The 13135-nt window shown below is 66.7% G+C and carries 12 protein-coding genes; 5 read left to right on the top strand and 7 right to left on the bottom strand.

Annotated features, from left to right (window positions below):
* Positions 1 to 110 precede the first annotated feature (110 nt).
* Positions 111 to 1181, bottom strand: a complete 1071-nt coding sequence (aroC, locus tag BZF59_RS12180) for a chorismate synthase (protein WP_086608547.1) — start codon at positions 1179 to 1181, stop codon at positions 111 to 113.
* A gap of 79 nt (positions 1182 to 1260) precedes the next feature.
* Between aroC and ruvA the strand changes: the two genes are divergently transcribed.
* From ruvA to BZF59_RS16245, 4 genes are all read left to right on the top strand, one after another.
* Positions 1261 to 1869 carry a Holliday junction branch migration protein RuvA gene (ruvA, locus tag BZF59_RS12185; RefSeq protein WP_086608548.1) on the top strand — a complete coding sequence of 203 codons (609 nt, stop codon included), beginning with the start codon at positions 1261 to 1263 and terminating at the stop codon, positions 1867 to 1869.
* Positions 1870 to 1933: 64 nt separating this feature from the next.
* Positions 1934 to 2362: a hypothetical protein gene (locus BZF59_RS12190; RefSeq protein ID WP_086608549.1), complete on the top strand. Its 429-nt coding sequence runs from the start codon at positions 1934 to 1936 to the stop codon at positions 2360 to 2362.
* Positions 2359 to 3396: a Holliday junction branch migration DNA helicase RuvB gene (gene ruvB, locus BZF59_RS12195; RefSeq protein ID WP_086608550.1), complete on the top strand. Its 1038-nt coding sequence runs from the start codon at positions 2359 to 2361 to the stop codon at positions 3394 to 3396. Before BZF59_RS12190 ends, ruvB begins: the two co-directional genes overlap by 4 nt.
* 231 nt (positions 3397 to 3627) lie before the next feature.
* Positions 3628 to 5082 carry a hypothetical protein gene (locus BZF59_RS16245; RefSeq protein ID WP_158094314.1) on the top strand — a complete coding sequence of 485 codons (1455 nt, stop codon included), beginning with the start codon at positions 3628 to 3630 and terminating at the stop codon, positions 5080 to 5082.
* Between the two features lie 78 nt (positions 5083 to 5160).
* On the opposite strand, the gene BZF59_RS12210 is transcribed toward BZF59_RS16245, so the two are convergent.
* From BZF59_RS12210 to BZF59_RS12220, 3 genes are all read right to left on the bottom strand, one after another.
* On the bottom strand, positions 5161 to 5643 hold the full coding sequence (locus BZF59_RS12210) for a rhodanese-like domain-containing protein (RefSeq protein WP_086608553.1): 483 nt from the start codon (positions 5641 to 5643) through the stop codon (positions 5161 to 5163).
* 8 nt (positions 5644 to 5651) lie between these two features.
* Positions 5652 to 8324: an aconitate hydratase AcnA gene (gene acnA / locus BZF59_RS12215; protein ID WP_086608554.1), complete on the bottom strand. Its 2673-nt coding sequence runs from the start codon at positions 8322 to 8324 to the stop codon at positions 5652 to 5654.
* Positions 8325 to 8441: 117 nt separating this feature from the next.
* Positions 8442 to 9332 carry a DMT family transporter gene (locus tag BZF59_RS12220; RefSeq protein WP_169712071.1) on the bottom strand — a complete coding sequence of 297 codons (891 nt, stop codon included), beginning with the start codon at positions 9330 to 9332 and terminating at the stop codon, positions 8442 to 8444.
* A 164-nt stretch (positions 9333 to 9496) separates the two neighbouring features.
* Here BZF59_RS12220 and BZF59_RS12225 point away from each other — a divergent pair, with 164 nt between their 5' ends.
* The gene (locus BZF59_RS12225) at positions 9497 to 10921 is read left to right on the top strand and encodes a L,D-transpeptidase family protein (protein ID WP_169712072.1); all 1425 of its coding nucleotides are present in this window, start codon (positions 9497 to 9499) and stop codon (positions 10919 to 10921) included.
* On the opposite strand, the gene BZF59_RS12230 is transcribed toward BZF59_RS12225, so the two are convergent.
* The 3 genes from BZF59_RS12230 to BZF59_RS12240 all read right to left on the bottom strand — a co-directional run bounded on the left by BZF59_RS12230 (position 10918) and on the right by BZF59_RS12240 (position 13132).
* On the bottom strand, positions 10918 to 11424 hold the full coding sequence (locus BZF59_RS12230) for a hypothetical protein (protein ID WP_086608556.1): 507 nt from the start codon (positions 11422 to 11424) through the stop codon (positions 10918 to 10920). The genes BZF59_RS12225 and BZF59_RS12230 overlap by 4 nt on opposite strands.
* Before the next feature lie 3 nt (positions 11425 to 11427).
* On the bottom strand, positions 11428 to 12129 hold the full coding sequence (locus tag BZF59_RS12235) for a murein L,D-transpeptidase catalytic domain-containing protein (protein ID WP_086608557.1): 702 nt from the start codon (positions 12127 to 12129) through the stop codon (positions 11428 to 11430).
* A 79-nt stretch (positions 12130 to 12208) separates the two neighbouring features.
* Positions 12209 to 13132, bottom strand: coding sequence for a histone deacetylase family protein (locus BZF59_RS12240; RefSeq protein ID WP_086608558.1), 924 nt, complete (start codon positions 13130 to 13132; stop codon positions 12209 to 12211).
* Between the last annotated feature and the right edge of the window lie 3 nt (positions 13133 to 13135).

Raw genomic sequence — 13135 nt, forward strand, 5'->3', positions numbered from 1 at the left:
CAGGAATTTTCCAGCAGCGAGGCAAAGCCGCCATGCCGCTAACTGACCTGCTCGCCTGAATATTCGCGTTACCCCTTACCCTAACTGCCCGCGTTCCTGTCGCGCTACCGCTACGCTACTTGAGCGCGGTGCAGCAGCTTGTGATCCGCCAGCACCAGCGCCATCATCGCCTCCACCACCGGGGTGCCGCGGATGCCGACGCAGGGATCGTGGCGGCCCTTGGTGACCACCTCCACCGCCTCACCGGCAGAATTGATCGATTCTACCGGGGTCAGGATTGAGGATGTCGGCTTGAACGCCACCCGGCACACCACCGGCTGCCCGGTCGAGATGCCGCCCGCGGTGCCGCCCGCGTGGTTGGCGAGGTAGATGGGCTTGCCATCCGGCCCCGGACGCATCCGGTCGGCGTTTTCCTCGCCAGAAAGGCGCGCTGCCTCAAAGCCGTCGCCGATCTCGACGCCCTTGACCGCATTGATGCTCATCATCGCGGCGGCCAGATCGCTGTCGAGCTTGGCATAGATCGGCGCGCCCCAGCCTGCGGGGACGCCCTCCGCCACGCACTCGACAATCGCGCCGAGGGAGGAGCCGGCCTTGCGTGCGGCGTCGACTTTCTCTTCCCAGCGCGCCGCCGCAGCCGCATCGGGGCAGAAGAAGGGGTTCTTGGCGATCTCGGCGTAGTCGATGTTGGCAGGGTCGATCCGGTCGCCGCCCAGCTCGCACACATAGGCGGTGATGGTGACCTCGGGGATCACCAACCGCGCCACCGCGCCCGCTGCGACCCGCGCCGCCGTCTCGCGCGCCGAGGAGCGCCCGCCGCCGCGATAGTCGCGGATGCCGTATTTGGCGTCATAGGCGTAGTCGGCATGGCCCGGACGATAGCGCTGGGCGATCTCGGAATAGTCCTTTGAGCGCTGATCGGTGTTCTCGATCATCAGGCTGATCGGCGTGCCGGTGGTTTTGCCCTCGAAGGTGCCCGAGAGGATGCGCACAATGTCGTCCTCGCGCCGCTGGGTGGTGAAGCGGCTGGTGCCCGGCTTGCGCGCGTCCATGAAGGGCTGGATGAACTCCTCGCTGATCGCGAGCCCCGGCGGGCACCCGTCGACGACCGCGCCCAATGCAGGCCCGTGGCTCTCTCCCCAAGTGGTAAAGCGCAGCACGCGCCCGAAGGTGTTCCAGCTCATGGGAGTGCCATCTGGCGCAAGTGTGGGCATCTGTCCATAAAGGCTGGACGCCGTTTGCGGCTTGGGGCAGGAACAAACCATGATCGCCAAACTCTCAGGCAGGCTCGATGCGACCGGCGAGGACTGGGCGATCGTCGACGTCGGCGGGGTGGGCTATCTCGTGCATTGCTCCAGCCGCACACTCGCCGCGCTGGGCGAGGTGGGAGAGGCCTGCACCGTCCACACCGAATTGCAGGTGAGCGAGAACGACATGCGCCTCCTCGGGTTCGCGGAAGCATCCGAGCGCGACTGGTTCCGGTTGCTGACGGGCGTGCAGGGCGTGGGCAGCAAGGTTGGCCTCGCAATCCTCTCCGCGCTCTCGACCGGAGAACTGCGCGACGCTTGCGGCAAGGGCGACGCGGCGATGGTGGCGCGCGCGCAGGGCGTGGGGCCGAAACTGGCGGGCCGGATCGTCAACGAGCTGAAGGACAAGGCGGGCGCGATGCCGGGCGGTTCGGGCGGGTTCTCAGTTGGTGTTGCGGCGGCACCGGCGGGCAGCAGAGGCGCGGATGCGGCGAGCGCGTTGGAGAACCTCGGCTTCAAGCCTGCGGTTGCAGCGCAGGCCGTGGCGCGGGCGCTTGAGGAGTTGGGCGAGGGCGCGAGTGAGGGCGATCTTATCCGGGTTGCGCTGAAGAAGGCGGCGGGGTGATGGATTACGCTCCTCTCCGTCACCCTGAACTCGATTCAGGTTCCATCCGCAAGGGTCGGATCGGATGAAGATCTTCGGCAAGCAATCGCAATCCGAGGCCTTTGCCAAGGAGTTGGCCGGTCTTTTGGTCGGTCAGCCGGTCATGATGAGGCAGTGCGAGGGCCAATGGTCGATCTCAATAGGCACCTCATTTGTCCTCGCGACCTCTGGCTGGCGCTTGATCGGTGCCAAGAGCATTATCGTCACCAGTGAAGATGATGGGCATCAGTTCGGCCTGCCTTCGCCGGTTGATGCTGAAGCGAAGGCCAACGAAGCCTTGGCAGGCAGCAGGATTGCTGCGGTAGAAATGGATGCGCGAACCGGAGACTGCGCGTTGCGATTTGCAGACACTCTGTGCCTTGAGATCCTGACGTGGTCCTCAGGCTACGAAACTTGGCAACTGTATCGGGATGGGGAATTCTTCGGAGCGGTCGGTAACGAGGGGCTGAGATGACCACCCCTGACACCCCCCTCCACTCCCCCACCCGCCAGCCCGGCGACCCGGACGCGGCCCTGCGCCCGCGCCGCCTTGCCGAGTTCGTCGGACAGGAGGCGGCCAAGGGGAACCTTGCCGTCTTCATCGCCGCTGCGCGCGCGCGGGGGGAGGCGATGGATCATACCTTGTTCTTTGGCCCACCCGGCCTCGGCAAGACCACGCTGGCGCAGATCATCGCGGGCGAGCTCGGTGTCGGCTTCCGCGCGACCAGCGGCCCCGTCATTGCCAAGGCGGGCGATCTGGCCGCGCTGCTCACCAATCTCGAACCGCATGATGTGCTGTTCATCGACGAGATCCACCGCCTCTCGCCCGTGGTCGAAGAGGTGCTCTACCCGGCCATGGAGGACCGCGCGCTCGATCTCATCATCGGCGAGGGGCCCTCGGCGCGCTCGGTGCGGATCGATCTGCCGCCCTTCACCCTGATCGGCGCGACCACCCGGCAGGGCCTGCTGACCACGCCGCTGCGCGATCGCTTCGGCATTCCGGTGCGACTCAATTTCTACACGCACGAGGAGCTGGAGCGCGTCGTAACCCGCGCGGCGGGCCTCATGGGCCTCGCGATTCAGCCCGACGGGGCGCACGAAATCGCCCGCCGTTCGCGCGGGACGCCCCGCGTGGCCGGTCGCCTGCTGCGCCGCGTGCGCGACTTTGCCGATGTCGCGGGCAGCGCCAGTGTCACCCGGCACGTGGCGGACGAGGCGCTCACCCGGCTGGAGATCGACCGCCTCGGGCTCGATCTGATGGACCGGCGCTACCTCACCATGATCGCCACCACCTACAAGGGCGGCCCCGTCGGGATCGAGACGCTCGCGGCGGGCCTTGCCGAGCCGCGCGATACGGTGGAGGAGGTGGTCGAACCCTACCTCATCCAGCTCGGCCTGGTGGCCCGCACCGCGCGGGGGCGCATGCTCAACGATGCCGGATGGGCGCATCTGGAGCTGACCCCGCCCAGAGAATCACCCCCACCCCAGGCCGGACTGTTCGAAGACTGAGACTGGCCGCGCGCGTTAACCTTTCGACTAACGCGACCCCCTTTTTCGGTGCCAGTTCGGGACAGGGCGGCTGAAATCCGCCGATTCCGGGGCGATTTCCGCGTCTTCCCGGCACAGTGCATGGTTAAGCGGATTGCCCCTCTGCGCCTTCTGCCATCAGAAGAACGCTGGACTTGGCAGAAGGTTCGGGCTGTCCGCACGCGCTGCCACAGGCAAACAGGGTAAACGACCATGTCGCTCAAACTGGCCATCGCGAAGCTTTCCGCCGCTGCTGCGGGTGTCGCATTGTTGCAAGGCGGCGCCGTGCGCGTGGCCGAGCCGATGAACACCGACGCGCCGGACTATTCGACCAATATCGACGGAAAGCTGGTGAAGGTCGATCCGGTCTCGGGCGCGCGCTACATCAAGACGCGCGACCGGGTGATCCCGACTCCGCCCGAACAGCGCCGCCGCAGGATCGTCGAGCGCACGGTCGAGTGCCAGCCGGTCGGCCCGGCGGGCGCGATCGCGGCCGGTGCGCCGAGCCGTCCTGCCGGGGCAGTCGAAGCCTATTACGACGCCAATGAGTGTCCGCCGATCGCGCAGGTCGCCTACATGCCCGCGCCGCTTCCGCCCCTGCCGCCGATTTCGGGCGGCGGTGGCCCCGGCGGCGGTTGGGGTGGCGGCTTCGGCGGCGGCGGCTTTGGCGGTGGCTTCGGCGGCGGCTTCTTCGGCGGCTTCTTCGGCGGCGGCGGCTCGTCCTCGGGCGATGTCTCGGTGATCAGCACCACCACCTCGGGCGGCGGCGATCCGGGCACGACCAGCACCAGCGGCAGCAGCGGCGTGGTGATCGATATCGACATCGACAACTCCACCTCGACCACTTCGTCCTCGGGCCAGATCAGTTCGTCGACCGGTCAGGTCTCGACCTCGACCTCGACCGGGCAGGTGTCGAGCAGCACCGGCGCAGTGTCGAGCACCAGCACGTCGGGCAATGTCTCCTCGTCCACCGGTGCGGTGTCGAGTTCGGGCAACGTGTCGTCTTCGACCGGTGCGGTGTCGAGCTCGGGCAACGTGTCCTCCTCGACCGGTGCGGTCTCGTCGAGCACCGGCAGCGTGTCGAGCTCGTCGGGCAATGTTTCCAGCTCCTCGGGGAATGTTTCGAGTTCTTCCGGCAACGTCTCCAGTTCCTCGGGCAATGTCAGCTCGTCGACCGGCGCGGTGTCCTCGTCCTCGTCGTCCTCTTCGTCTTCGTCTTCGAGTTCCTCGTCTTCGTCCTCTTCTTCGTCGTCCTCTTCGGGCGGGAGCAGCGGCAAGCCAGGCAGCTCTGGTTCGTCGGGTTCCTCGGGCTCTTCCTCCTCGTCGAGCAGCGGCAGTTCCTCCTCGTCCTCCTCGGGCGGAGCGACGAGCGGCGGCAGCTCGGGCGACATGACCAGCAGCACCAGCAGCTCATCGTCCTCGTCATCCTCGTCGTCCTCGTCGAGCAGCGGTTCGTCGGGTTCGTCGGGCAGCAGCGGCTCTTCGGGGTCGAGCTCCTCATCGGGCAGCAGCTCGTCGTCCTCTTCGTCGTCCTCCTCATCCTCGTCCTCGAGCAGCAGCGGCAGCTCCTCGACGTCGGGCGGTCATGATGTGCCCGCGCCGCCCATGACCGTGCTGTTCGGCCTCGCCGCCGCTGCGATCATGGGGCGCCGCAAGTTCCTCGGCTGACACGCCGCGCCATCGCGCAACGAAAAAGGGGCGGCCCGATGATCGGGCCGCCCCTTTTTCATGTGCATTTACTGGGCCTCAGGGCTGCTTTTCGACCGGCTGGCCCGCGGCTTCCCAGGCGAGGATCCCGCCTTTGAGATGGGTGGCCGGTGCGCCCGCCGCCTCGGCCAGCTTCTCTGCGGCGATGCCCGAGCGCCGGTCGGAGCGGCAATAGAGCACCACTTCCCGTCCATCAGCCGGGCCAAGCGCTGCCGGATCGAAGCGGTCGAGCGGGATGTGCTCGGCGCCGGGGATGATTCCTTCGGCCACCTCTTCGTCGGTGCGCACGTCGATTAGGCGGACATTGCCCTCTGCGAGCTTGGCCGCGAGTTCTTCGGGCGAAAGCGTGATGAGCGTCGCGGGCGCGGCTTCGGCGGCCGTGTCGCCCGTGCCCGCCACCGCCAGCTCGAACCCGAGCGGCGGGGCGTCGCCGCTGGGGCCTCGCCCCGTCTCACCCCCGCAGGCCGCCAGCGCCAGCAGCGCGGCGGACAGGCACGGAAGGGCGAGGCGGGGGCCGATCATGCGCTCTGTTATGCCGCAAGCTTGCGGAGAACGTAATGGAGAATCCCGCCGTGGCGGTAATATTCCATCTCGTTGGCGGTATCGATGCGGCACAGCGCGGTGAAGCTGAACTGCGTGCCGTCGGCGCGGGTGACTTCGACGGTGACGTCCTGCCCCGGCACGAGGTCAGCCAGACCCCGGATCGAGAAGGTGTCATCCGCGGTGAGGCCCAGCGTCTCGCGCGTGTCGCCCGCCTTGAACTGCAAGGGCAGCACGCCCATGCCGACAAGGTTGGAGCGGTGGATACGCTCGAAGCTCTCGACGATCACCATCCGCACGCCCAGCAGGATCGTGCCCTTGGCCGCCCAGTCGCGGCTGGAGCCGGTGCCGTATTCCTTGCCGCCGATGACGACCAGCGGGGTGCCGTCTTCCTTGTGCTTCATGGCGGCGTCGTAGATCGGCATGGTCTCGCCCGCGTAGGTCGAGAAGCCGCCTTCAACGCCCGGAACCATCTCGTTCTTGATGCGGATGTTGGCGAAGGTGCCGCGCATCATCACGTCGTGGTTGCCGCGGCGCGAGCCATAGGAGTTGAAGTCCTTCTTCGCGACCTGGTTCGACTTCAGATAGCTGCCTGCCGGGCTGTCTTCCTTGATCGAGCCGGCCGGCGAGATGTGGTCGGTGGTGACCGAATCGCCAAGGATCGCCAGCGGCTTGGCATCGACGATGTCCATGATCGGCGCCGGGGTCATGGTCATGCCCTCGAAATAGGGCGGGTTGGCGACATAGGTCGACCCGGCGCGCCACTGGTAGGTGTCCGAAGGCTCGACCGTGATCGCCTGCCAGTGCTCGTCGCCGTCATAGACATTGGCGTAGCGGCTGACGAACATCGAGCGGTCGATGTTGGCGGCGCGGTTTTCGGCGATTTCGGCATTGGTCGGCCACAGATCGGCCAGCATCACCGGATCGCCGTTCTGGTCGTGGCCGATGGGGGTGGTGGTGATGTCCTCGGTGACGGTGCCCTTCAGCGCATAGGCCACCACCAGCGGCGGCGAGGCGAGGAAATTGGCGCGCACATCGGGCGACACGCGGCCTTCGAAGTTGCGATTGCCCGAAAGCACCGAGGCAGCGACAATGTCATTGCCGTTGATCGCAGCCGAGATCGGCGGAGCGAGCGGGCCCGAGTTGCCGATGCAGGTGGTGCAGCCATAGCCGACAAGGTCGAAGCCGACCGCGTCGAGATGCTCCTGAAGGCCCGACTTCACGAGGTAATCGGTGACCACCTGCGATCCCGGTGCGAGGCTGGTCTTGACCCACGGCTTGGGCTTCAGGCCCTTCTCGTTGGCCTTCTTGGCAACGAGACCGGCGGCGATCAGCACATCGGGGTTGGAGGTGTTGGTGCAGGAGGTAATCGCGGCGATGACAACGTCGCCGTCACCGATGTCGTGGCTCTTGCCTTCGACGGCGACGCGCGCCGGCCCGCTCTTACCATAGACCTTGCTGAGGTCGCCGTTGAACAGCTCGTCCACCTCCTGAAGGATCACCTTGTCCTGCGGGCGCTTGGGCCCGGCGAGGCTGGGGACGACGGCGGCCATGTCGAGGCTCAGCGTCTTGGTGAAGACCGGCACATTGGCCGGATCGAACCACATGCCCTGCGCGCGTGCATAGGCTTCGACCAGCGCGATGTTTTCCTCGCTGCGGCCGGTGAGGCGAAGGTATTCGATGGTCTTGTCGTCGATGCCGAAGAAGCCGCAGGTCGCGCCATATTCGGGGGCCATGTTGGCGATGGTCGCGCGGTCGGCGAGGGTGAGGTTGGCAACGCCCGGGCCGTAGAACTCGACGAAGCGGCCCACCACGCCGACTTCGCGCAACATCTGCACGCAGGTCAGCACAAGGTCGGTTGCGGTCACGCCTTCGGCCATGCGGCCTTCGAGATAGAATCCGACCACTTCGGGGATCAGCATCGACACCGGCTGGCCGAGCATCGCGGCCTCGGCCTCGATCCCGCCGACACCCCAGCCCAGCACGCCGAGGCCGTTGATCATGGTGGTGTGGCTGTCGGTGCCGACGCAGGTGTCGGGATAGGCGACCATCACGCCGTCCGGGCCTTCCGACGACCAGATCGCCTGTGCCAGATGCTCAAGGTTGACCTGGTGGCAGATCCCGGTGCCCGGGGGCACGGCGGTGAAGTTCTTGAAGCTCTTCGAGCCCCACTTGAGGAAGTCGTAACGCTCGGCATTGCGCTCATATTCGAGCGCCATGTTGGCTTCCATCGCCTTGGGGTGGCCGAATTCGTCGACCATCACCGAGTGGTCGATGACGAGGTTGACCGGCACCAGCGGGTTGATCTTGGCGGTGTCGCCGCCGAGTGTCTTGATCGCATCGCGCATCGCGGCGAGGTCGACCACGCAGGGCACGCCGGTGAAGTCCTGCAGCAGCACGCGCGCCGGGCGGTACTGGATTTCCTCGCCGGTGGAGGGGTCCTTCTGCCAGTCAACCACCGCCTGAATGTGCTTGCGATCGACGGTGAAGCCGCCGTCTTCGAAGCGCAGCAGGTTTTCGAGCAGCACCTTCATCGAAATCGGCAGCTTGCTGATGTCGCCCAGCTGCTGCGCGGCCTTCGCCAGCGAGTAATAGGCGTACTGCTTGCCGTTAACGTCAAGCATCTGGCGGGTGCCGAGCGAATCCTGGCCGATTGCGGTCATGGGGGTGTGCGTCCTTTCGATTGGCCCGCCCCCGATCCACCAAGGGCGCGGTATATGCCCGCGCTCCTGCGCTGCTGCGCGCGCGAGGTCAAGGGGGCTTCCCTTGCGTCAATAGTCTTAGATTGCAGCCACCCGCTCAGGTCTGGCGGGGCGCGTGGCGAGCCAGCAGCCGGTCACGATCAGCACGGTCCCGGCCAGTGTCGGCCACGTCACCGGCTCGCGGAAGAACAGCCAGCCGAAACCCGCGGCCCAGACGAATCCCGAATATTCTGTCGGCACCAGCACGCTGGCAGGCGCACGGGCGTAGGCAAAGGCGATCGCCAGCGATCCGGCCACGGTCAGCGCCCCCGCGATCACCAGCGGCAGCAGCGCCGCCGCGCCCGGTGCCTCCCACAGGAACGGGGCGAGCGTCAGCAGCACCAACCCGCCGACGCCCGAATGGAAGGTCGCGATCTCCAGCGGGCCGGCCACCTGCGCCTGCCGCCGGATGACGATGAAGTTGTAGGCATAGAGCACCGCCGAAACGAACAGCGCCGCGACGCCCAGCAGGGTCTCGTCATCGAAGCGGCCTGTGCCGATCCGCCCGCCGACGATCACCAGCGTGCCGGCAAAGCCCAGCAGGCTGGCAAGGATCGCGTTGCGGCTGATCGCCTCGCCCAGCAGGACGCGCGCGAGATAGAGCGCGATCAGCGGGGCGATGAAAGACAGGGCAATCGCCTCGGCCAGCGGCAGCTTGGTGAGCGCATAGAAGAAGCTCAGCGCCATGAAGGCCGAGACCAGCCCGCGCTCCAGATGCAGCTTCAGCACCGCACGGCTCGGCATGGCCGGCGCGCGGGCCAGCCAGATTGGCGCGATGATGGCCGCGCCGATGAACGCGCGCAGCACCGTGGCGGTATATGCCCCGGTCATCAGCGCGGCCTCCTTCATGAAGGCGTCCATCAGCGACAGGAACCCGACACCGGTCAACGCCACGGCAAAGGGCAGCAGGGGGTGATGGCGCGGCGACATGACCGGCCCCATAGGCGGCTGTGCGCGCAAGGTCACGCCCGGGCATATTAATCGCTGCGAAAGCGAAGGTGGTTGATAGGGGCGACCGGCTGCCTGTATGGTGCTCAGCCAAAGGTAAGCGACCGCAATTCCACGCGGTGCAGGGCGAAAAGGCGAAATTGACGATGAGATTTGCGGGCAAGTTGGCAGGCGGGATTGCGGTGGCAGCGCTGGTGGCAAGCGCGGCGCTGGCGCAGGAAACCGCTGCGCCCGCCCAGTCGGTGCGCGCCAATCCCGAAGAAGCCTTGCAGGGTGGCCCGGCCCGGGTGAAGCTGCCGCCGCCCAGCGAGACACCCAAGCGTGAAACCGTCGCCGATGTGTTCGGCCAGACCGTGTCCGAGCCGGTCGTGCAGGGCGCGGAGACGATGGCGCCGCTCGTCCAGAACTGGACCGTGGGGCAGGCCGCGCGGCTGATTGCGGTCATCGAGGGGATCGGGGCGGAAGGGCTCGACCCAAAGGATTACGATCTCGAGCCGCTCAAGGTCGCGCTCGCCTCCGGCCCGTCGAAGGAGCTGAACGAACTCGCCTCGCAAAGCTTCGTCTGGCTGGTCGAGGACCTGCGCGACGGGCGCACCCCGATGGAGGCGCGCGAGCAGTGGTTCGTGATCGACCCCGATCGCGACCTGTTCCCGGCCGGCACAGTCATGGCCGAAGCGCTGGCGAGCAATGACATCGCGGGCGCGCTGATGAAGCTCAACCCCACCCACCCCGATTATGCGCGGCTTAAGGCGGAACTGGCGGCGACGTCGGACGGGCAGACCGCGCGCCGCAAGCTGATCCGCGCCAACATGGACCGCTGGCGCTGGCTCCAGCGCGATCTGGGCACGCAGTATCTCATCACCAACGTGCCCGAATTCCAGCTGCGGCTGACGGTGAAGGACAAGATCATCCGCACCTATCGCACCATCGTCGGCAAGCCGGGGCGCACCGCCACTCCGCAGCTGGCCGAGATGGTCGAAGGCGTCGTCTTCAACCCGACCTGGACGGTGCCGCAGTCGATCGTCAAGGGCGAAGGGCTGGGCGCGCGCGTGCTCGCCAACCCTGCCTGGGGCAAGCGCAATGGCTATGTCGCGACCAAGGGCGCGAATGGCTACATCACCGTGGTGCAGCAGCCGGGACCGGGCAATTCGCTCGGCCGGATGAAGCTCGAAATGCCCAACGAGCACGCGATCTTCTTCCACGACACGCCTTCGCGGCACCTGTTCGCCAATGATTTCCGCGCGCTCTCGCACGGCTGCGTGCGCACCGAGCGCGCGCTGGAGCTGGCGATGACGATGGCGATCCTCGGCAAGGGCGCGACCAAGGAAGAGGCGGTCGCGATCGCGGATTCGGGCAAATACAAGAAGGTGATGCTCGAAAAGCACTTCCCGGCCTACATCACCTATTTCACCATGGCGACCGACATCAACGGCGAGATGGCGACCTTCAAGGACATCTACGGCCGCGACACCAAGGTGCTCGCCAGCCTCGACAAGCCGCGGGTGCGCGAACGCACCTATGTGCCGACCGACGAGGTGATCGTTATCGAGGACGACCTGCGCGACAGCTAGGCCGCGGTGGGCAGTTCGTCGCGCATGGCGATCACCTGCCGCCGGTAGAACCACGCGGCGGGCAGGACGAAGACGAACACGATCAGCGCCTCTTGCTGCCACAGCGGCTCGTCCGACGCGAGGGTGAAACCCCACATCCAGCGGATGGCGATCATGCCCGCCGCCACCGCCGTCGCCACGGAGACGATCAATCCGGCCAGCGAACGGATCCGCTCGCCCAGCAGCAGCGCCACCGGCAGGCCGAAGATTACCAGATAGAAGGCAACCACGAAGGTTCCGCCGATCGACCCCATCGCGATCATGGCTCCGGTGAACACCAGTATGGAAATCAGCGTCTCGAGCGATGCGGACTGAAATTCGCCCGAGAACGCCGCCGCCGCCATGAAGAACATCGTCACGAACGCCGTGCCGAGCAGGCCCGAAATGATGCTGGCCGGAACGATCGCGCCTGCCGTCGCGCCCAGTAGCGATGCCGGTCTGCCGAAGCCGCCCCGGTAGGCCACGCCTCAGTAACCGCTGATCGAGGGGCGCGCCGACAGGTCGAGCGGGGTGCGCTCGATCATCGCGAGTTCGGGCACCGGCTGGATGCTGCCGTCCTCTCCAAGCCCCAGCGAATCCGCAAACAGCAACCGCCCGCCCGACAGGTGCAGCAGCGCCTCGCGGAATTCCTCGCTGCCCATCGCAAAGCACCCGTTGGAGCGGCCGAGACGGCCCCACTTTGCGAGGTGCGCAGGCTCGGCATAGTCGGCGCGGTGCATCACGATGTAGCGTTGCAGCGCCGCGTCATTGCTGGCGTCGAGCCCGCCGAGGCGCACCGAGGTGCCGTAGCGGCCCTTGTACCATTCCCACGTGACATAGGCCCCGCGGCTGGTGGCGTTCGAGCCTTCGGTGTTGCTGAATTGCTTGAGCCAGCCGTCGTGCTGCGGGTCCGACCCCATGCCGTGGCTGACATGATAGGAGCGCACTTCGCCGCGTTCGAGATTGACGAAGTGGAACCGCGGCTTGGCCGAATGCAGCCCGTAATCGGCGATGCCGACGATGTCCGATTTCCAGATCGCATTGCCCGCCCGCGCCAGCTCGCGCTGGGCGATCTGAAACAGGATGCGATCGCGCGGGGTACCGGCGGCGACCGAGGCGAAGGCGCGCGCGGGCAGGGCAAGCGCCGCCCCGACTGCCAGAGTGCCCTTCAGAATGTCGCGCCGCTTCATTGCCAGATAACGTAAACCCGCAGCCTTGCGTTCCCAATAACGCAAATCGCGCCGCCGCACGGTTCGTCGCAGTTCTGCGTCATTTCGTGGGTCCCGGCGGGGCAAAGCCTGCGTTCTCGCCGGCCATCGCCAGCATCGAGGCGGCGTGGCGTGCGGCGACGATGCGCGGATCGTCGCCGTAACCGCCCCCCAATGCGCTGGCGACGGGCAGGCGACGACCCCTGCACGAAGCGACAACGAAGCGGTCACGTGCCGCCAGTCCCGCATCGCTCAAAGCGAGGCGGCCGAGCTTGTCCTCCGCGTGCGGATCGACCCCGGCCTGATAGAGCACGAAATCGGGCGCGAAGTCGGCGAAGACCTCGGGCAGGTGGCGGGTCAGCACCTCCATGTAGCCATCATCGTCGAGGCCATCGGGCAGGCCAACATCGCGGCTCGAGCGCGCCTTTCTGACGGGGAAGTTCTTTTCGGCATGGAGCGACAGGGTGAAGATGTCCTCGCGCCCCGCTGTCAGGCTGGCAGTGCCGTCGCCCTGATGCACATCGCAATCGACGATCAGTACGCGCGCGGCGTGCCTTTCCGCGATCAGGCGATTGGCGGTCACGGCGAGGTCGTTGAACACGCAGTAACCCGCCCCGGTATCGTGCAGCGCATGGTGGCTCCCCGCGGCGGAGTTGGCGGCGTAGCCGTGCTCCATCGCCAGCTGTGCGGCAAGCCATGTGCCGCCATTGGTGTGGCGCACCCGGTCGCGGATTGCGGGGGTGACGGGAAAGCCGATGCGCCGTTCCTTGTCGCGGGGGACTTCGCCGCGGAACACCTCGTCGACATAGTCGGGGCAGTGGACCGCTTCGAGCCATGCGCGCGGCATCGGATCGGGCGCGTGTTCGGTGATCGGCGCGCCGCTCGCGCGAAGTTCCTCCATCACGAGGTAGTACTTGTCGAAGCGGAATGTGCCGCGATCGGGGCGCGGGGCCATGTAATCGGCGTGGTGAACGACATGCAGCATGCC

The sequence above is a fragment of the Erythrobacter donghaensis genome (genome assembly GCF_002155425.1).
In the GTDB taxonomy this organism is placed as follows: Bacteria; Pseudomonadota; Alphaproteobacteria; order Sphingomonadales; family Sphingomonadaceae; genus Erythrobacter; species Erythrobacter donghaensis.